Annotated in this window: 16 protein-coding genes, 1 tRNA gene and 1 other RNA gene; 9 read left to right on the top strand and 9 right to left on the bottom strand. The window is 65.2% G+C overall.

All coding sequences use genetic code 11. The annotated features are described in order from the left end of the window. Nucleotides 1-43: 43 nt before the first annotated feature. Nucleotides 44-940 (bottom strand): phosphoserine phosphatase SerB, encoded by an 897-nt coding sequence (gene serB / locus RBB46_RS18510; RefSeq protein WP_306030500.1) that lies wholly within the window; start codon nt 938-940, stop codon nt 44-46. Between the two features lie 29 nt (nt 941-969). Between serB and miaA the strand changes: the two genes are divergently transcribed. Both miaA and RBB46_RS18500 read left to right on the top strand, forming a co-directional pair. Then, on the top strand, nt 970-1,875 hold the full coding sequence (miaA, locus tag RBB46_RS18505; protein ID WP_306030499.1) for a tRNA (adenosine(37)-N6)-dimethylallyltransferase MiaA: 906 nt from the start codon (nt 970-972) through the stop codon (nt 1,873-1,875). Between the two features lie 255 nt (nt 1,876-2,130). Next, the gene (locus RBB46_RS18500) at nt 2,131-2,673 is read left to right on the top strand and encodes a GNAT family N-acetyltransferase (RefSeq protein WP_306030498.1); all 543 of its coding nucleotides are present in this window, start codon (nt 2,131-2,133) and stop codon (nt 2,671-2,673) included. 99 nt (nt 2,674-2,772) lie between these two features. On the opposite strand, the gene RBB46_RS18495 is transcribed toward RBB46_RS18500, so the two are convergent. The 3 genes from RBB46_RS18495 to RBB46_RS18485 all read right to left on the bottom strand — a co-directional run bounded on the left by RBB46_RS18495 (nt 2,773) and on the right by RBB46_RS18485 (nt 7,146). After that, nucleotides 2,773-4,320, bottom strand: coding sequence for a 2-isopropylmalate synthase (locus RBB46_RS18495; RefSeq protein ID WP_306030497.1), 1,548 nt, complete (start codon nt 4,318-4,320; stop codon nt 2,773-2,775). A 464-nt stretch (nt 4,321-4,784) separates the two neighbouring features. Next, on the bottom strand, nt 4,785-5,357 hold the full coding sequence (gene ilvN, locus RBB46_RS18490; RefSeq protein ID WP_306030496.1) for an acetolactate synthase small subunit: 573 nt from the start codon (nt 5,355-5,357) through the stop codon (nt 4,785-4,787). Nucleotides 5,358-5,379: 22 nt separating this feature from the next. After that, the gene (locus tag RBB46_RS18485) at nt 5,380-7,146 is read right to left on the bottom strand and encodes an acetolactate synthase 3 large subunit (protein ID WP_306030495.1); all 1,767 of its coding nucleotides are present in this window, start codon (nt 7,144-7,146) and stop codon (nt 5,380-5,382) included. A 673-nt stretch (nt 7,147-7,819) separates the two neighbouring features. On the opposite strand from RBB46_RS18485, the gene RBB46_RS18480 reads away from it, so the two are divergent. Next, nucleotides 7,820-7,895, top strand: a tRNA-Lys gene (locus tag RBB46_RS18480). Nucleotides 7,896-8,126: 231 nt separating this feature from the next. Here the strand turns inward: RBB46_RS18480 and RBB46_RS18475 are convergent. Beyond that, a complete protein-coding gene (locus RBB46_RS18475; RefSeq protein WP_306030494.1) occupies nt 8,127-8,642 on the bottom strand; it encodes a hypothetical protein in 516 nt (171 codons plus the stop codon). A gap of 425 nt (nt 8,643-9,067) precedes the next feature. Here RBB46_RS18475 and RBB46_RS18470 point away from each other — a divergent pair, with 425 nt between their 5' ends. Both RBB46_RS18470 and RBB46_RS18465 read left to right on the top strand, forming a co-directional pair. Next, the gene (locus tag RBB46_RS18470; protein WP_306030493.1) at nt 9,068-9,994 is read left to right on the top strand and encodes an ABC transporter ATP-binding protein; all 927 of its coding nucleotides are present in this window, start codon (nt 9,068-9,070) and stop codon (nt 9,992-9,994) included. Continuing rightward, the gene (locus RBB46_RS18465; protein WP_306030492.1) at nt 9,991-10,752 is read left to right on the top strand and encodes an ABC transporter permease; all 762 of its coding nucleotides are present in this window, start codon (nt 9,991-9,993) and stop codon (nt 10,750-10,752) included. Before RBB46_RS18470 ends, RBB46_RS18465 begins: the two co-directional genes overlap by 4 nt. A 12-nt stretch (nt 10,753-10,764) precedes the next feature. On the opposite strand, the gene RBB46_RS18460 is transcribed toward RBB46_RS18465, so the two are convergent. Both RBB46_RS18460 and RBB46_RS18455 read right to left on the bottom strand, forming a co-directional pair. Further along, nucleotides 10,765-11,559 (bottom strand): thymidylate synthase, encoded by a 795-nt coding sequence (locus tag RBB46_RS18460; protein WP_306030491.1) that lies wholly within the window; start codon nt 11,557-11,559, stop codon nt 10,765-10,767. A gap of 118 nt (nt 11,560-11,677) precedes the next feature. Next, complete coding sequence (locus RBB46_RS18455) at nt 11,678-12,166, bottom strand: YHS domain-containing (seleno)protein (RefSeq protein WP_306030490.1); 489 nt, start codon at nt 12,164-12,166, stop codon at nt 11,678-11,680. 119 nt (nt 12,167-12,285) lie between these two features. Between RBB46_RS18455 and ssrA the strand changes: the two genes are divergently transcribed. The 4 genes from ssrA (at nt 12,286) to RBB46_RS18435 (ending at nt 14,001) form a co-directional block, all read left to right on the top strand. Further along, nucleotides 12,286-12,663, top strand: a transfer-messenger RNA (tmRNA) gene (ssrA, locus tag RBB46_RS18450). A gap of 206 nt (nt 12,664-12,869) precedes the next feature. Then, nucleotides 12,870-13,466, top strand: a complete 597-nt coding sequence (locus RBB46_RS18445; protein ID WP_306030489.1) for an SspB family protein — start codon at nt 12,870-12,872, stop codon at nt 13,464-13,466. A gap of 29 nt (nt 13,467-13,495) precedes the next feature. Beyond that, nucleotides 13,496-13,750 (top strand): DUF4169 family protein, encoded by a 255-nt coding sequence (locus tag RBB46_RS18440; RefSeq protein WP_306030488.1) that lies wholly within the window; start codon nt 13,496-13,498, stop codon nt 13,748-13,750. Beyond that, the gene (locus RBB46_RS18435) at nt 13,747-14,001 is read left to right on the top strand and encodes a ribbon-helix-helix domain-containing protein (protein ID WP_306030487.1); all 255 of its coding nucleotides are present in this window, start codon (nt 13,747-13,749) and stop codon (nt 13,999-14,001) included. The genes RBB46_RS18440 and RBB46_RS18435 overlap by 4 nt, the downstream gene beginning before the upstream one ends. A gap of 72 nt (nt 14,002-14,073) precedes the next feature. Here the strand turns inward: RBB46_RS18435 and RBB46_RS18430 are convergent, their stop codons facing one another. Next, nucleotides 14,074-17,982, bottom strand: a complete 3,909-nt coding sequence (locus tag RBB46_RS18430; protein ID WP_306030505.1) for an AsmA family protein — start codon at nt 17,980-17,982, stop codon at nt 14,074-14,076. Nucleotides 17,983-18,045: 63 nt separating this feature from the next. Continuing rightward, nucleotides 18,046-19,461, bottom strand: coding sequence for an FAD-binding oxidoreductase (locus RBB46_RS18425; RefSeq protein ID WP_306030486.1), 1,416 nt, complete (start codon nt 19,459-19,461; stop codon nt 18,046-18,048). Nucleotides 19,462-19,657: the final 196 nt, after the last annotated feature.

Here is a 19,657-nt window from a genome sequence, read left to right as displayed (position 1 = left end):
CTGTCGCGGCCCTTTTGTTGCATGCGGCATGCAAGGCGGTGGGTCATAGGCCGGCGATCTCCCGCGCCGCATAGCCCTGGAAATAAAGGAGCGCCGTCAGGTCGCCATGATCGACCCGAGCATCAGCCACGGCTGCCACCGACGGCTTGGCGTGATAGGCAACGCCGAGGCCGGCAAGCTCGATCATCGCAAGGTCGTTGGCGCCGTCGCCCACCGCAATCGCGTCCGCCGGATCGAGACCGTGTTCGGCCAGAAGCTCCGTGAGCCGCTCGCGCTTGGCAGCGCGGCCGAGGATGGGTTCGCCGACCGTGCCCGTCAGCCGGCCATCCGCGATGCCGAGCGTGTTGGCCCGGTGTTCGTCGAAACCGAGCGTCGCGGCAATATGGCCGGTAAAGGCGGTGAACCCTCCGGAGACCAGCGCGCAATAGGCACCGTGTGCCTTCATGGTGGCGAGCAGGGCGGCCGCTCCCGGCGTGAGGGTGATCCGCTCGGCAAGGACCGTGTCAACGACACCCGCGTCGAGCCCGGCCAGCATCACGGCGCGCTCGCGCAGGGCAGATTCGAACTCCAGCTCGCCGCGCATGGCCCGTTCCGTGATCGCCGCGACGACGTCTCTCTTGCCGACCGCGTCGGCCAGTTCGTCGATGCATTCCTGGCCGATCATGGTGGAATCCATGTCCGCGATCAGCAGTCGCTTGCGTCGGCCCTCGCGCTTCTGCACAAGGAGGTCGACCGGGACGGTGCCCATCGCCGCGCGCAGATCCCTGTCATGGTCGGCGGTGCGCGAGGCATCGCCGTCGAAAACCAGGTCGACGGCGATGCCGGCGGAAAGCTCGTTCACTCCGGTCCCGGCCGGCAGGACAGCAAGCGCGCGCGCAACGAGTTCGGCGTCGATCGCCGGATGCAGGGGATTGGCGACAAGGGTAGCGACGAGCGACATCGTGAAAGCGCCTTGAAAGGAAAGAGGACGTGAGCGAACCGGTGACGTTGATAGCTGGCCCGACGGCGAGCGGCAAGTCGGCGCTCGCCCTGCGCCTGGCCGAGCGCGACAACGCCTGGATCGTCAATGCGGACAGCATGCAGGTCTATGCCGACCTCGACGTTCTGACGGCCCGGCCCGCCGCCGCCGACCTGGCACGGACCCGCCACTTGCTTTACGGGCATGTCGACGCGGCCGAGCCCTATTCGGTCGCGCGCTGGCTGGACGATGTCGCCGGCGTTCTTGGCGCGGCCCGGGCCTGCGGCCAGCCGCTCGTCATTGTCGGCGGCACCGGCCTCTATTTCCGCGCGCTGCTGGGCGGCCTGTCGAAAGTGCCGCCGATCCCGGAAGATATTCGCACCCGCATCCGCGCCGAGGCCGTGGCTGCCGCCACCGGTGCGCTGCACGCAAGACTGGCCGCACTCGACCCGGCGATGGCGGTCCGGCTTGAGCCGGGCGACACGCAGCGCATCGCCCGTGCCCTGGAAGTGATGGAAGCAACCGGCCGGTCGCTCAATGCCTGGCAGAAGGAGAGCGGGGACAGCCTCATCGGTCCGACGGCGCGCCGACTAGTTCTCGCCCCGCCCCGTCCCTGGTTGCATGCCCGCATCGCCGAGCGCTTTTCAACCATGGTCGCACAGGGCGCGATCGGGGAGACCCGGCGCCTGCTTGCCCGCGATCTCGACCCCGCCCTTCCGGCGATGAAGGCAATCGGCCTGCGCGAGCTTGGCAATCTTGACGGTACGCCCGAATGCCTCGCTCATGCGATCGAGCGGGCGACGACCGAGACACGCCGCTACGCGAAACGGCAGGAAACCTTCTTTCGCGGGCAACTCGGCGACTGGCCGCGCCTCGATCCGAGCGATTCAGCGGCCTGGAGAGCGGCTGCATTTTAGATCATCGGCAATACAGCCAGTGATTGCAGCGCCATGTTTTGCGCATAAACTGACCGTAGGAAGTGGCTGTCATCGCTACCGCTACGGCGCGAATCGGTGCAGGCATGGGTTCAAGAAAAGTTACCGGAGGCAGGCTGACAGCCTGACCATCGGAAGACCTGTTCGGAGGACGGGCCTTGTGCCCCGATCCCGCCAGACATGTCTTTACGGCACCCGTGCCGGCAGGACGCCGGAAACGGACCGGAGGAGAACAGCATGGCGGACAGAACGATACTTGCAACGCCGCGCATGCGGCTGACCGCGTTCGACGTGGCGGACACGGGCGACCTGCTTGCCCTCCACCGCGAGGAGAGCGTCAACCGGTTTCTCGCCTCGCACGAGATCATCGAGACACGCGAAGATGCCGCACGTCACCTGGAGGACTATGTCCAGGGCCAGGAGCATCGCGGCTTCAGCCAGTGGAAGGCGACCCTCGCCGACGGCACCTTCGCCGGGCGCGCCGGGTTTTCCGTCTATCCGGAGACGTCCGAAGTCGCGCTCAGCATCTGCCTGAGGCCCGCCTACTGGCGTCAGGGTTATGCCTCGGAACTGGCCGCCGCACTGGTCGCCTGGTTCTTCGAGAACACCTATTTCACGCATCTGATCGCTTTCGTCGCCGCCGGCAACGATCCGGCACGACGGATGGTGGAAGGTATCGGCTTCACCCTGCGCCAGCGCACCGTGATCGACGACAATGCCTTCGACTGCCTGCAGGTGCTTTCCCCGGCGCTCGCCCGCTACGCCCGAGCCAGCGCCTGACGACACGCCTTTCTCCCCCTCCCGGGACAGAAAAAGCCCCCGGCGGATCGCTCCGCCGGGGGCTTTTTCACTTCAGCAGGCCATGTGTGTCGCGCCGGATCACACTGCCTTGAGTTCCTGGTGGTCCGGGCGGTTCTGGCGGGCGAGCAGCTTGTTCAGCGCCGAGATATAGGCACGGGCCGAGGCGACCAGCGTGTCGGTATCCGCGCCCTTGCCGGTTGCCATGCGGCCGCTGGCCTCGAGGCGGACGGAAACTTCCGCCTGCGCGTCCGTTCCTTCCGTCACCGCATGCACCTGATAGAGCGAGAGCTTGGCGTCGTGCGGCACGATTTCCTTGATCGCGTTGAAGGTCGCGTCGATCGGGCCGTCGCCGGTGCATTCGCGGGTCTCGTGGCGGCCGTTGACGTCCAGCGTCAGGATCGCCTTGCCGTTGGCGCCGGTGCCGGCGATGACGGTGAGCGCGATGACCTTGATCTGCTCGCCCTGGGTCGCGATCTCGTTCTCGACCAGCGCCTCGATGTCCTCGTCATAGACATGCTTCTTCCGGTCGGCGAGATCCTTGAAGCGGCGGAACGCCTCCTCGAAGGCATTGTCGCCGATCTCGTAGCCCAGCTCCTCCAGCTTCTGGCGGAACGCGTGGCGGCCGGAATGCTTGCCCATCACCAGCGAGGTCGCCTTCACGCCGACATCCTCGGGACGCATGATCTCGTAGGTCTCGGCGTTCTTCAGCATGCCGTCCTGGTGGATGCCGCTCTCGTGGGCGAAGGCGTTCTTGCCGACGATGGCCTTGTTGTACTGGACCGGGAAGCCGGAGACCGCCGAGACGAGCTTGGAGGCACGCGTCAGGAAGCGCGGCTCGACGGAACAGGCATAGGGCAGCGCGTCGGAGCGGGTGCGCACCGCCATGACGATCTCTTCCAGTGCGGCGTTGCCGGCGCGCTCGCCCAGACCATTGATCGTGCACTCGATCTGCCGTGCGCCGCCGGCGACACCGGCCAGCGAATTGGCAACCGCGAGGCCCAGGTCATTGTGGCAGTGAACGGAGAAGATCGCCTTGTCCGCATCCGGCACCCTTGCGCGGATCTGCTCGAACATCGACTTGTACTCGTCCGGCGTCGCGTAGCCGACCGTGTCCGGCAGGTTGATCGTCGTGGCGCCGGCGCGGATCGCGGCCTCCACGCAGCGGCACAGATACTCGATCGGCGTGCGGGTGGCGTCCATCGCCGACCATTCCACGTCGTCAATGAGGTTGCGGGCCCGCGTCACCGTGTCGGTGATGATGTCGAGCACCTGCGCCTCGTTCTTCTTCATCTGGTGCTCCAGATGGATCGGCGAGGTGGAGACGAAGGTATGGATGCGTCCGCGCTCGGCATGACGTACCGCCTCGCCCGCCCGGTCGATATCGGCGTGGATCGCGCGCGCCAGACCGGCGATCACCGACCGCTTGGTACGCTTGGCAATCTCGGAGACGGCCTCGAAGTCGCCGTTCGAGGCGATCGGAAAGCCGGCCTCGATGATATCGACGCCCATTTCGTCGAGAATTTCGGCGACCTGCAGCTTCTCCTCCAGCGTCATGGAGGCGCCGGGCGACTGCTCGCCGTCGCGCAAGGTGGTGTCGAAGATGAAGATTTGGTCCTGGCCAGACATGGAACCGGTTCCCTTTTCAGGTCGGGCCCGCCGCCGCGCATGTCACGGATCGTACGGGCCGAAAAACAATGATGGTGCTGGTGAAGGTCTTGATCCCCTGAGCGCCCGCCTCCGTTTGCCAGGGAGGCAGTCGGTGCTCAGGGGCAAATAAGGAGAAGGAGGCCACCATGACGCAGGAGCCCGCCACGCGCAGCGCGCGCGTCGATCGCAAAAGCGGCATGTGTGCCAGCGGCGATCATGGGGTCGTCCAGTTCCTTGCGTCTGGCCCGTCCCGTCGCGGAAGAGCCGGTGGTTCAAAAACCTGCGCCAAGTCTGCAGGCAGGTTCCTGATCAAATCGTTAATATCCCAAGCTCGTACCCGATTGCCTGCGTCGTTGCAAGACACTTGGGCAACCGGGCGTGAAACCCGGGCGGCCGGCAAAACGGTTGACGCCGCGTTCGCCTTCCCCCGCCCGGGCGTCGTTTCAGAACCCGTCCGGGCCGCGTTGCAGGGCGGCGACGCCGGACCGCGACACCTCGACCAGGCCGAGCGGCTTCAGGATCGCAATGAACTGCTCCACCTTGTTGGTGCGGCCGGTGATCTCGAAGACGAAATGTTCCGCCGTCGCGTCGATCACCGTGGCGCGGAAGGCGTCCGCCAGGCGCAGCGCCTCGAGCCGCTTCTCGCCGACGCCGGCCACCTTGATCAGGGCAAGTTCGCGCTCCAGCGGCTTTTCGAAATTGCGGCGGCGCGCGTCGACCGTGAGATTGGTCACCTTGTGCACCGGCACCAGCCGGTCGAGCTGATGATGGATCTGCTCGATCACCATCGGCGTGCCGGTGGTGACGATGGTGATCCGCGACAGGTGCTTTTCGTGCTCGGTCTCCGAGACCGTGAGGCTGTCGATGTTGTAGCCGCGCCCGGAGAACAGGCCGATCACCCGGGCAAGCACGCCCGGTTCGTTGTCGACCAGCACCGAAAGCGTGTGGCTCTCGGCCGGCTGCTCGATATCCGCCATGAAATAGGCGGACGGCGCATTGAGGTTCTGTGCGTTCATGTCTTCAATCCCCTGTCCGCGGTCAAACCAGCGCCTTGCCTTCGCTCGAGATGGCGTTCGCCACCGCCTCGTCATTCGCCTCGTCCGGCAGCAGCATCTCGTTATGCGCCTTGCCCGAGGGGATCATCGGGAAACAGTTGGCAAGGCTCGCCACCCGGCAGTCGAAGATCACCGGTTTGGGCGAGGCGATCATCTCCTCGATGGCGCCGTCCAGGTCCTTTGGCTTGTCGACGCGAATGCCGTGGCCGCCATAGGCCTCGGCCAGCTTCACGAAGTCCGGCAGGCTGTCCATGTAGGAATTGGACAGACGGTTGCCGTGCAGCAGCTGCTGCCACTGCCGCACCATGCCCATGTACTGGTTGTTGAGGATGAACACCTTGACCGGCAGCCCGAACTGGACGGCGGTCGACATCTCCTGGATGTTCATCAGGATCGAGGCATCGCCAGCAATGTCGATGCAAAGCGCGTCCGGATGGGCGACCTGGGCCCCGATCGCGGCAGGCAGGCCGTAGCCCATCGTGCCGAGACCGCCGGAGGTCAGCCAACGGTTCGGCGCCTCGAACCCGTAGAACTGCGCCGCCCACATCTGGTGCTGGCCGACTTCCGTCGAGACATAGGTCTCGCGGCCCTTGGTCAGCTCATAGAGGCGCTGGATGGCGTATTGCGGCATGATGACATCGTCGGTCGGACGATAGGCGAGCGAGTTGCGCGACCGCCAGCGGTCGATCTGTTCCCACCAGCCCTTCAGCGCGCCGGCATCCAGGCCGTGCGAGCCCGTGCGCCACAGCCGGACCATGTCCTCCAGCACATGGCCGACATCGCCGACGATCGGAATGTCGACCTGCACCGTCTTGTTGATCGAAGACGGATCGATGTCGATATGGACCTTCAGCGAATTGGGCGAGAAGGCATCGAGCCGGCCGGTGATGCGGTCGTCGAAACGCGCACCGATATTCACCATGACGTCGCAGTCATGCATCGCCATGTTGGCTTCATAGGTACCGTGCATGCCGAGCATGCCCAGCCAGTTTTCGCCCGAGGCCGGATAGGCGCCCAGCCCCATCAGGGTCGAGGTCACCGGAATGCCGGTGATCTGCGCGAACTCGCGCAACAGCTGGCAGGCCGCCGGACCGGAGTTGATGACGCCGCCGCCGGTATAGAGGATCGGCTTCTTCGCCCGGGCGATCAGCTCGATCGCGTGGCGGATCGCGTCCATGTCGCCCTTGACGCGCGGCCGGTAGCTCTTGTGGGCGATGTTCTTGGGCGGTTCGTAGGTGCCGGTGGCGAACTGGATGTCCTTCGGGATGTCGACGACGACGGGACCCGGACGGCCCGCGGTCGCCACGTAGAAGGCCTCGTGCAGGATGCGCGGCAGGTCCTCGATCCGCTTGACCAGCCAGTTGTGCTTGGTGCAGGGGCGGGTGATGCCGACCGTGTCGCACTCCTGGAAGGCGTCGCTGCCGATGAGATGGGTCGGCACCTGGCCGGTAATGCACACGAGCGGAATGGAATCGAGCATCGCGTCGGTCAGCGCGGTGACCATGTTGGTCGCACCGGGACCGGAGGTGACCAGAACGACGCCGGGCTTGCCGGTGGAGCGCGCATAGCCCTCGGCCGCATGTCCCGCGCCCTGCTCGTGACGTACCAGGATATGATCGATCTCGTCCTGCTGGATGATCTCGTCATAGATCGGAAGCACGGCACCGCCCGGATACCCGAACACATGCTTGACCCCCTGGTCCTTGAGTGCCTGGAGCACCATTTCGGCGCCGGTCATCTCGCGCTTCATCGTTCCTGTCCTCGATTGCCGCAGTCGTCCTGCATCAACATTACATCAATCCGTTCGTCATCGCGGTCGGCCCCGCAAACACCAGGTGCATCGTCTTCCTGTCGTGCAGGCAATAAAAAAGGCCCCCGAGGAGGCCTTGCGCGCGCTGAGCTGTCTGGGAAAGCGAGTGTTACCTCGTCCCGGCCGCGCGCGCCCCGCATACAAGAATGAGTCCGATGCTCTTGGTCACTTCAGTACCATCCGTCCTGTCTTCTTCATTTCCGCAGGCCCCTTTCTGGAGGGGATCTTGCGGAACCCGGCATGCATGCGCACGACCAAGTCGCCGACACCGCATGATCGGGTCGCCGCGCAACCTAGACGGGGGTCGGTCGACGGTCAAGCGCAATGTCAGGAAATTTCGCGCCGGCCCCGCAAGGCTTGCCGAATCTTGCAAAGACCGGAAAGACGCAGGCATATCGCCGCCCCCTTCCCTGTTCCGCCCTTCAAAGATATCCCCAGGCGAGAGTGCGAAAACCATCGTGGGACGCACGCCATGCGAAAAGCCCTTGCATGCACGGGATCGCCTTTGTATATACCCGCTCACGACGGCGGGCGCATCTCGCTCCCCGCCGCGAGGATGTTTTGAAACCGGCCATGGCCGGAACTGAAACCTCCTCTGGCCGAAACGGCTAGTGGGTGTATAGCTCAGTTGGTAGAGCAGCTGACTCTTAATCAGCCGGTCCTGGGTTCGAATCCCCGTGCACCCACCACTTCTTTTCCGTTGGAAACAAAGAAGAATTCGCCGCGAGGCGGCAAGTTCGCAACGTGAACGGATAGTGAACATCCGACCGTTTCCGACTTTCGTCCGACGTCGGACGGTCGCACGGGTTCTCCTGTCGTTTTCGCGAGGCGTTCTCACAGGCCCGTCTCCGTCTCGCCGTTATGGCTGGCGGTTTTCCTGACGCGATGAAAAACGTTGCGGCAGGGTCAGGCGGGCGAGATCAGCCGTCTGTTTCTTCAAAAAGCAACAGACAGCCGCCGGCATAAGTCACGCACGAGGCTCTGGCGCGGTTGGAGCGGGTGCATTGAGTTTGTTCGCCGAGCCTGCCGCCATTACTGGATGGAGATTGGTAGTAGGTAATGATCGAGCTGCTGTCCAGATTGGAAACATCGATCTCCTGGACGTTCATTTCGTTTCCCGTCTTATAGACAAGATATATGCTCTCTTTCGACCACCCTTTCCGTAGAATTTCCCGTGTTTTCTCTGATCTCACGCAGTCGAGGCAGAGAAATTCTTTCGGAAGATAGGCCTGATCGTACTCGAGGGAGGTCAGGCACATGAACCCGTACGCATCGGCGCCGATCTCGACATGAAGGGTGCGACCGGGAACGTCGATTTCGACACGTGCCGCCCGCTCCGCGTTATCAAGCGTCCCCATGGAAAAAAGCCAAGCAGCAAGGGCTACGATGGCCGTACACAGGACGCTGAGACCGCTTTTGACGCGACTTTCAGACATTGACCTCTTCCATCGACGCACCACAGCAAGGTCAAATATGGCTGACGGCCTCGGTCGCTTCACGGACCTATTCCTGAAGCTGGCGCTGACGGTACCACGTGCCGAGAAGGTTGTGCATTGATCTGCGGCGGAGACCCGCTTCAAGTCGGGACGCTCGGCGAGGAGGTCAACCTGCTGCGTGTTGAACAGGCACTCGTTGTCGTAGTAGACGGCGAAGCGTTCGGGCTACGGGTGATGCGGTGGCGGAGGAACGTGCTTGATGACAAGCAAGATCAGACGCGGGATGAACTTTTTTCGTCCACAAAGCTTGGTTGCAGCCCCGTTGCATCCCTATATGCTGCGGGAACCCTATCCCATTGCCGGGCCGACGCGGCCATCGGTGCGACGCATCGTCTCGTCCGCCCGCCTTCCCATCCGGGCATTCCATGGCACCCATTCTATCGATTTCCGGTCTTTCCAAGACCTATGACACCGGCTTTCAGGCACTGAAATCCGTGTCGCTCGACATCGAGAAAGGCGAGGTCTTCGCCCTTCTCGGCCCCAACGGCGCCGGCAAGACGACGCTCATCAGCATCATTTGCGGCATCGTCAACGGCACCGGCGGCTCGGTCACCGTCGACGGCCACGACATCGTCCGCGACTTCCGCGCCGCCCGTTCCCTGATCGGCCTGGTGCCGCAGGAACTGACCACGGACGCCTTCGAGACGGTCTGGGCGACCGTTTCCTTCAGTCGCGGGCTGTTCGGCAAGCCGAAGGCGCCGGCAATCGTCGAGAAGGTGCTGCGCGACCTGTCCCTGTGGGACAAGAAGGACAGCAAGCTGATGACGCTGTCCGGCGGCATGAAACGGCGCGTTCTGATCGCCAAGGCGCTGGCGCACGAGCCGCGTGTCCTCTTCCTCGACGAGCCGACCGCCGGCGTCGACGTGGAACTGCGCCGCGACATGTGGCGCGTGATCCGCGAGCTGCGCGACACGGGCGTCACCATCATCCTCACCACCCACTACATCGAGGAGGCGGAGGAGATGGCCGACCGGGTCGGCGTCATCAACAAGGGCGAGATCGTGCTGGTCGAGAACAAGGCGGAACTGATGCGCAAGCTCGGCCGCAAGCAGCTCACGCTGCACCTGGCCGACCCGCTCGACGCGATCCCCGGCGCGCTTGCCGCCCACAATCTCGAGCTTTCCGGCGACGGCAGCGAGCTCGTCTACACCTACGACACACAGGGCGAGCGCACCGGCATCACCGCGCTGCTGCAGGATCTCAACACGGCCGGCATCCGCTTCCGCGACCTGCAGACCCGTCAAAGCTCGCTCGAGGAAATCTTCGTCAACCTGGTCAGGACGCCGTCATGAACATCCATGCCATCAAGGCGATCTACCGGTTCGAGATGGCCCGCACGGGCCGCACGATCTTCCAGAGCATCGTCTCGCCGGTTCTCTCCACATCGCTCTATTTCATCGTCTTCGGCGCCGCCATCGGCTCGCGCATCTCGGAGGTGGACGGCGTCAGCTACGGCGCCTTCATCGTGCCCGGGCTGATCATGCTGTCGCTCTTGACGCAGAGCGTCTCCAACGCCTCCTTCGGCATCTACTTCCCGCGCTTCACCGGCACGATCTACGAGGTGCTGTCGGCGCCGGTCTCCTATCTGGAGATCGTCATCGCCTATGTCGGCGCGGCCGCCACCAAGGCGATCATCGTCGGCCTGATCATCCTGGCAACCGCCGGGCTGTTCGTGCCGCTGGAGATCCAGCATCCGGCCTGGATGATGCTGTTCCTGGTGCTGACGGCGATCACCTTCTCGCTGCTCGGCTTCATCCTGGGCATCTGGGCCGACAATTTCGAGAAGCTGCAATTCGTGCCGCTGCTGATCATCACGCCGCTCGCCTTCCTTGGCGGCAGCTTCTACTCGATCTCGATGCTGCCGCCGTTCTGGCAGACGGTGACGCTGTTCAATCCGGTCGTCTACCTGATCAGCGGATTCCGCTGGAGCTTCTACGGACAGGCCGATGTCGGGGTCGAGGTCAGCCTCGCCATGACATTCGTCTTCCTGTTCGCCTGCCTGGCGGTCATTGCCTGGATCTTCAAGACCGGCTACCGGCTGAAAGCCTGACGCAGCAGCGCCTCACACAGCGACCCGCGCCTTGATATGGGGGTGCGGGTCGTAGCCGGTGAGTTCAAAGTCCTCGAAGCGGAAGCCGAAGAGGTCCTTGACCTCCGGGTTGATCCGCATTGTCGGCAAGGCGCGCGGCGAACGCGAAAGCTGCTCTTTCGCCTGCTCAAGGTGATTGAGATAAAGATGCGCGTCCCCGAAGCTGTGGATGAACTCGCCCGGCTCGTAGCCCGTCACCTGCGCCACCATCATGGTCAGCAGCGCGTAGGAAGCGATGTTGAAGGGCACGCCGAGGAAGACGTCTGCTGAACGCTGGTAGAGCTGGCAGGAAAGCCGTCCGTCGGCCACGTAGAACTGGAACAGCGCGTGGCAGGGCGGCAGCGCCATCTCGTCGACCAGCGCCGGGTTCCAGGCCGAGACGATCAGCCGGCGACTGTCCGGATTGCGGCGGATTTGCGCGACGAGGTTGGATATCTGGTCGACCGACGTGCCGTCGGGCGCCGGCCATGAGCGCCACTGATAGCCATAGACCGGCCCCAGGTCGCCATTCTCGTCGGCCCACTCGTCCCAGATGCGGACACCGTTCTCCTTGAGATAGCGGATGTTGGTGTCGCCGGCGAGGAACCACAACAGCTCGTGCACGATCGACTTCAGGTGCAGCTTCTTCGTCGTCACCATCGGAAAGCCGTCGGCAAGGTCGAAGCGCATCTGGTGGCCGAAGACCGAGAGCGTTCCCGTTCCCGTCCTGTCGGTCTTTTCTGCGCCCTCGTCGAGGATGCGTTGCATCAAGTCGTGATATTGCCGCACGCCGTGGTCGTCCGCTTGCCGATTCTCATGGCCCCCATCGTCGCCCGCAAGCGGGGCGCGGGCAAGCCGCGCCGCGCGGTTTCGCCCGCTATTCAGCCCGCGGCAGCGCTGTACGTCCTCACTTGGCGGCAAGCCCCGGCCAGGTCTTCTCCGCCTTGGAGATGAAGCCCGGAACGTCGGCGCGCCACTTTGTCTGGATGTTGTCGTTGTAGTTCAGATAGAGACGGCCATCGACAATGTCCCAGTTCTGCGGATCGCCCTTGGCAAGCTTGCCCTGGGCCACCGCCCAGGAGCAGTAGCCGCCATAGGCGGGCGCGTACTTCGCCGGTTCGGCAAGGAACGCCTCCCGGTTTGCCTCGCTGGCAAAGCGCCATTCGGCCCCGGCATGGGTCGCGGTGATCTGCGGCGACCCCTTGACCGGCTTCTTTTCGGTGAAATAGGCGACCGGATCGTAGCCGCCGACGGCAACGCCCTCGACGATGCCGGTAAAGACACGCCCCGTGTCGTCGCTGCCCCCCAGCCCGAACCAGCCGGCGCTCGCCCCGCCAGCCACCAGCGACAGGCCGAGGGCGGCAACGAGAACCTTTCTGCGCGTTGCGGTCGTCATGATGCTCTCTCCGGATGAGTGGATCTTGCAACCCTTGTACCTGCAAGCCGGCCGCACGCGCCAATGACGTCCTCTCACAAGCCTGCGACCGGGCGCTTTCCCCTCCCCCGTGCGGCTTGCCCCTTTTCACCGGGTCATGGAGCGCCTATATTCGAAAGTGCCGGTGCAAGCCGGCTATGGCGATAAACGGACTTCGAAATAAGCCTATCGGACCCGGGGGCGGTACCCGGCGCCTCCACCCAAGCCCGCCAGAGCGCGCAGGAAACTGCGAAGATGGCGGGTTTCGGCGGGGGCGAAATAGGATCGACGAGGGTGTAAAGGTCGTTCTTTTGCTCGGCATGGTTCCGCCGTTATCGGGCCGTCTCAATAGTTGCAAATGACAACTATGCTATGGACAACGCTGTCGCCGCGTAATGCGGTGCCGGTAGTCCTTTAAGCCCTGTGGGGTAGCACCTTCAGGCGGGGTTCGGAGGCACCTGGCAACAGAAGCCTCCACTTCACTCTCCAAGCCCCGTTCGTCCTGCACCACAACAGCCGAACCCCGCCGTTTCGGCATGGCGACTGTCGCGAAAATCCGCCACAATGAGGGGCAGAGCGCAACAGGACAGGGTGAAAGCCCGAAACAGGTGCGATCGGCGCTTTCCAATTCGCTTCCCGCGCGCCATGTTGGGCGTAATCCGACTCACACTGTTTGTTGCAAGCGATGGCCGAAGACCTGATCCGATACGATATCGTCATCCAGGATGCGCTGCGCGGCGCTGTCCGCAAGATTCTGACCGAGGTAAGCCGGATCGGCCTGCCAGGGGAGCACCATTTCTACATCGCCTTCGACACGAACGCGCCGGGCGTGCGCATCTCCTCGCGGCTGCACGAGCGCTACCCCAAGGAAATGACCGTGGTGCTTCAGCACCAGTTCTGGGATCTCATGGTCACAGACCACGCATTCGAGGTGGGCCTGTCCTTCGGCGGCATTCCGGAAAAGCTGTTCGTGCCCTTCTCCTCCATCAAGGGATTTTTCGACCCGTCCGTCCAGTTCGCGCTCGAGTTCGAGCCCGGCAAGACGGCCGAGGAACTTCCCGAGGAACTGGTCGACGCGGCACGCGACCAGGAACGCGCCGCGTCGACCCTTGCCGAGGTCGAGCAGGCCACGAGCGACGCCAAGCAGCCGGCGGCCAAGCGCTCCGCACCCAAGTCGGACAACCAGCCGGCGGATGCGACACAGGATGGCGAGGACGCGGCCAAGGATGGAAATGCCGGGGCCGACGTGGTTTCGCTGGATTCCTTCCGAAAGAAGACCTGATCCACTGCAGACATGCGCCGGAGGCCGTGATGACGGGTGACATCGTCAATCTGAGACAGGCCCGCAAGGCGCGCGCGCGCCGCGAGAAGGAAACCCGCGCGGCGGAAAACCGCGTGCAGTTCGGCCGGAGCAAGTCGGAAAAGAACCTCACCCGGACAACGGTGGAAAAATCCGCCGCGCATGTCGACGCCCACAAGCGCGAACACCCGCAAGCCGGCCCCAAGCCGCGCGGAGACGGCACAGCAGGCGACGCCGGCAAGACCGACGAGCCCGACCGGTCGTGACGCTTGTCAAACGCTCCCTGACCCTGCACGGACACCGCACCAGCCTGGCGCTTGAGCCGGAGTTCTGGGAGGTGATCGAGGAGATGGCCGAGAATGAAGGGCTGACCGTACCCGCCCTGGTGGCGCGCATCGACGACGCCCGCGGCCATGATCAGGTCGGAATGCCGGCTTCCCTGTCCTCGGCACTGCGCGTCGCCGCGCTCGTTCATTGCCGCAAGCCGGCCTTCCCGGGAAGCTCTGACACTCCCTGACCGGCCGGCCTCACGTGATGCGAACGTCGATGTCCGGCGCGAGATGGCACATGCTCCCTCCCAACAATACGCCTACCGGTCCGGCGTAACGCCGATGAAGACGGGAGGGTCGAGCGGCGGCAGCAGTTGCAGGGGTTTGCCCGTCGACTGCTCCTGCGGTGTCAGCGTGCCGCGCGTGTCCAGGTCTTCCAAGGCACGCCTTATCTGGTCGCCAAAGGCCGCCGGCGGTGCCTCGGCGGGCCGTTCGGATGCATCCCCGCCGGGGCGGTTGCGGGCATTGCGTTGCTGCGCGGCCTGAGCCCGTTCCGCTTCCGCCCGGGCAGCTTCCGCCCGTTGCGCCTCGGCCCTGGCCGCCGCCTCGCTTGCCGCCTTCTCCCTGGCTGCCTGTTCTCTTGCCGCTTTTTCCTTGGCCGCCTTGTCCTTGGCTGCCTGCTCCCGCGCGGCCTGCTCGGCCTTGCGGACATCCTCCGCCGCACGCGCGGCGTCTTCCCTGAGGCGTTGCTCCTCAAGCGTTTCCTGGCGCTCTTTCCGGCGCTGCTCTTCGCGCGTGCGCCGCAATTCGCGCATCAGGCGATCGCGTTCGGTGATCTCCGCCTGCAGTTCCTCGACCCGGCGGACTTCCTCCTCGAAGGCGCGAAGCGTCAGGAACGCGGTGAAGGGAGCAATGTCGATGCTCCGGGCGGGATCGTCGAGCGCCCCTGAAAACACCAGGCCGACCTGCGCCTCCGCACCCGTGACCGCTTCCTCGCCCGGATCCACCTTGAGCGAGAAGTCGCTTTGCAGCGCCAGCTTCTCCAGATCGACCTGGGCATTGCCGAACAGGGTCGTGTCGGCATTGTCGACGCGCGCATTGCTGACCCTGACGATGCCGCCGGCAATCGAGGCATTCGCCTCGAGCGCCGCGAACGGCAGCCGCCCCGCATCAAGATGGCTCGAAAACGCCTCGCGGATCGCCCCGTCATCGAGGTCAAGCCCGGCATCGACGGCCCGGATGACCAGCGCGAAGGCATCCGGGTTGAGGCCGCGGATCTCGCCGTTCTCGACCCTCATCGTGCCGCCGCCGGAAAGACCGGCGACGATGCCGGCGATCGAGCGGCCCGTGCCCTCGAAATCCAGGTTCAGCGCCATGCGCCCGGTCGCCACCGGCCGGGCGGCGCGCTCCCAGACGAGTTCCCCCAGTTCCGCATCGCTGATGCGCATCGACGCGGCCAGGTTCGCCTGGCCGTCGGTCCGCTTGAGCGAGTAAGTGCCGGTGAGATCGCCGCCGGCAAATCCGGCTTGCGAGATCTCCATCGACATCGTCCCGTCCTTGAAGCCGATCCGCCCCTTGACGTCACTTGCATCGGGCGCGGGGGCAAGGCTCATCCGGCGCGCCGCCAGATCGAGCGAAAGGTCGATGCCCGACAGGATCGGCGGGCCGAAGGCCGCCTTCGACCAGGAGCCGTCCGACATCGCCGAAAGCTGGTCCGCGCCCAGCACCAGGTCGCCGAGTTCGGCCAGATCGAGCCGCGACAGGCTCACCGAGCCGCGCAGGCGCGGGTCGAGGCTGGCAAGAGCCCGCCGCAGGTCGACCTGCAGGTCGCCGTCGATCCGCGTTCCGGCGATGCTGCCCGAAAGGTCCGTCAGGCGGAAGGCGTCCCCCTTGCCCTGCAGTCCGGCGACAAGGTCGAGCGCCCCGGCCGAGGCGGAGAGCGAGGGCAACCGCCCGGTCAAGAGGGTGAAGGGCAAAAGGTCAGGCGCCTTCGCCACCACATCGGCGGAATACTCCGCCCCGCCGGCTTCGGGCAGGGACAAGGACCCGACGGCGCTAAGCGAGGCGTCCCCAAGATAGATGCGCGCGTGTCCCTCGAGGCTTTCCTCCGGAATGCCCGCCCCGCCAAGCTCGATCCGCGCCTCGCCAACGGCCGCGACCGGCAACACGGGGATCCCGGCCTGCGCCAGCAGCCCGGCCCCGTCGGCCGCCCCGAAGCCGGCCTCGAAATCGATGGACGCGGAGCGCCAGGCATCAAGGCGTCCTTCCAGTCCGAGATTGACATCGACGCTGGTGCCGCCCGCTTCGCCCCGGATGCTGGCACTGGCCCGGGTCGCCGCATCCGCGCCGGATCCGGTCGCCTCGCCCTTGAAGGACAGTTGCAGCCGTGCCGGCGCGAAGGCATCGGACCGCGCATTGAGCTCCCGCAGGACGCGACTCTCGGGGTCGATCGCCAGAAGCAGGGCCGCAACGCCGTCCACACGCTCAGCATCGATGCTGATGTCGAGATCGCCCGCCGGAGCGGTCGCCAGCGCGTCGATGCGTCCCTTGGCCGAGACCTTTGCACCGGAGAGATCGGCGATGCTCGCGTCGTCGATGACGAGGGCATCGTCACGATAGGTCGCCTTCAGCGAAAGCGTGTTGGCGGCAAACGACCCGAAATCGACTTCCTCGGAGAACAGCTGGAGGTCGAACTGCGTTCCAGCCCGCGAAACACCTTCGACCAGCCCGCCCTCGCTGCCGAGGAACAGTCGGGCAAGTTTCAGTGCCTGGTCGCCGTCGATCCGCTTGGCGTCGAGATCGGCGGTGAAAAGCGCCGGCCCGGCCTCGGGTTTCGACCACGAGACGGCGCCGCGCCCGGTGTCGGCGCCGATCTCGAAGAGTAGGTCGGTGAGCGACACGCTGTCAGGCCCGGCATCGACCCGAGCCTCCATGGCAAAGGGTGTGGCCGCGACACCGCTCACCGCCCCCTTGCGCCACCAGTCCGAGAAAACGGCTGGCTGGGCAACGGAAACGGCAAAACTGCCGCGGAAGCTCGTGCGGGACTGCAAGCCGAGATCGCCGAGAGCAAGAAACTCCGTGCGACCGGGGAGCCGTCCCGAAAGCTCCGTCAGCCGCCAGCCGGTGGCCAGCCTGTCGGCCGTGAGCGTGATGTCCTGCGCAAGCCCGCCGCCGGATACGAGAGCAGGGACGGCAAGTTGCACCGTGCCATCGATGGGCGGATGCGGCAGTGCCCGCAGCGCGCCCACAAGCATGTCGCCGGCTTCGGAGACACTCAACGGCTCTTGCGGTCCACGCCCGGAAATCCGGTCGAGATCGATCTGCTTCGCCGTCGCCGCCAGATCGAACCGATAGGGTTCGGCGAGGGCAAGGGCGAGGTCGCCGTCCAGCGTGACCGGGCGCTCCTCCGGGCCATAGCGGAGCGTGGCCTCGCTCAGCGAAAGCTTGCCGACATCCAGTTCGAACTTGCCTTCGCTCCGCCATGCGCGCTCCGCCTGTTCGGCCGGCGTCACGGATGCGAAGGTGAAGCCGCCCTCATAGCCCGGCCGGCCGTCGGCCAGCGCCAGCTTCCCGTCCATCACCAGATCGACGGGAAGCGAGACGGGCGTGACGCCGGCGCGGAGCCGGACGCCGCCCTGCGCATCGCCGCGCCCCGTGGCGAGCACCAGCGTGGCGCGCTGCCCCATGAAGCTTGCCATGCCGTCCAGCTTGTAGGGTCCGAGCATCGACCGCGCCGCCACCACCAGATCGATGTCGTCGACCCGGTGGCTCTGGCCGTTGCGCGCATCGATCACCGTCAGGCTGCCGTCCCGGATATTCGCCTGCTCGAGCATGACAAGGTCCGGGTCGACGTCGGAGATCATGCCGTTGCGCGCCCGCGCCGTGAACCAGTCGAGACGGCCTGCCTCGTCGATCGACAGCCGCAGCGCCGGCCGCTCGAGCGTCATGTCGATGATCCGCACCTCGCCCTTCAGGAGCGGAGGCAACTCGATCCGCATCTCGAAGCGCGACACGGCCAGCAGCGGGTCCTCCGGCTCGCCGACCCGCACGTCGGAGAAGGTGAGCGTCGGTGTCGGCAGGAGGCGCATCTCCGCCTCGCCCATGACCGCCACCCGGTGCCCCAGCAGTTGCTCGCCGTAACGTTCGAAGGTCGTGCGATAGGCGGTCCAGTCGATCAGAAACGGTCCGACAAGTGCCGCCAGAAGGACCGCGATCACGGCAACGCCGATCGTGATGTAGATCGAGTTCAGGGTCTCTCTCCCATATTGGCCCCGGCCCCGCCCTGGACGCCGTCAGTCAATCCGCACGATCTTGCCCGGATTAAGGATGTTGTCCGGATCGAGCGCCGTCTTGATCGCCGCCATGACATCGAGCCCGGCGCCGTGTTCGCGGGCAAGATACTTCATCTTCCCCTGGCCGACACCGTGCTCGCCGGTGCAGGTGCCACCCATCTCGATCGCGCGCCAGTTCAGCCGCTCGATGAAAGCCTCCGTAACGGCGACCTCCTGGGGATTGTCGACATCCACAAGCACCAGCACATGGAAATTGCCATCGCCCACATGTCCCACGAGAGGCGCCAGCAGGCCGTGTTCCTCGATGTCGCGATAGGTCTCGCCGATGCACTCGGCAAGCCGCGAGATCGGCACGCAGACATCGGTGGACACCCCCTTGCACCCGGGCCGCAAGCCGAGCGCTGCCCAATAGGCATCGTGCCGGGCCGCCCACAACCGCGTCCGGTCCTCCGCCCTGGTTGCCCACACGAACTCCCCGCCGCCGCACTCGCGTGCGATCTCGCTGAACATCTCGCTCTGCTCGCGAACGCCGTTCTCCGTGCCGTGAAACTCGAGGAACAATGTCGGCGTCTCGGCAAGCTCCAGCTTGGAATAGGCGTTGCTCGCCCGGATCTGGTGCGAATCGAGGATCTCGATACGCGCCACCGGCAGACCGCACTGGATCGTCATGATCACCGCGTTGCAGGCCGTCTCGAGATCGGGGAAGGGACAGACGCCGCCGGAAACGGCTTCCGGAATGCCGTGCAGGCGCAGCGTGACCTCGGTGATGATGCCGAGCGTCCCCTCCGAACCGACAAGCAGGCGGGTCAGGTCGTAACCGGCCGCCGATTTGCGCGCCCGCCCACCCGTGTGAATGACCCGCCCGTCGGCCATCACCGCCGTCAGCGCCAGCACCGCGTCCTTCATCGTGCCATAGCGCACCGCGTTGGTGCCCGAGGCCCGCGTCGCCGCCATGCCGCCAAGGCTTGCATCCGCGCCAGGATCGATGGGGAAGAACAAGCCTGTGTCGCGCAGGTATTCGTTGAGCTGCTTGCGCGTCACTCCCGCCTGCACGACGCAATCGAGATCCTCGGCATTGACCTTGATGACCGAATTCATCTGCGACAGGTCGATGGAAATGCCCCCCGCCGGTGCGTTGACATGGCCCTCGAGCGAAGACCCGGTGCCGAAGGGAATGATCGGCACGCGGTGCTCGGCGCAGATGCCGACAACCGTCGCCACCTCCTCCGTCGAATGCGCGAAGACAACACCGTCGGGCGCCTGATTCGGCAGCCAGGTTGTCGTATGGCCATGCTGCTGGCGCACGGCCGCGGCACTGGAAAAGCGCTCGCCGAACCGTTGGGCGAGGATCTTGACCACGAGCTCGATGCCGCTGTCATTGCGGTTTACCGGCGCCTGGAGCGTTGCAAGGCTCATCAATTGTCTCCCGAAATATCGCTGCCGGAGCGGTGGCGGCCCGGCCGGAGCCGATTGCCCTGTTTGCGTTCGCCGCCAGTCTCGGACTAGGCTTGCCGCACACTAGCAAAAACGGCAATCCCGGCCAAAGACTTCCGGCCCTGAAGGGCGGTGCTCCGGCGCCGGGCCAAATGCCGCACCCACGGACCGGCCCATC

It is taken from the genome of Stappia sp. MMSF_3263 (genome assembly GCF_030733745.1).
GTDB lineage: Bacteria > Pseudomonadota > Alphaproteobacteria > Rhizobiales > Stappiaceae > Stappia.
This window is presented reverse-complemented; position numbering and strand designations above follow the sequence as displayed.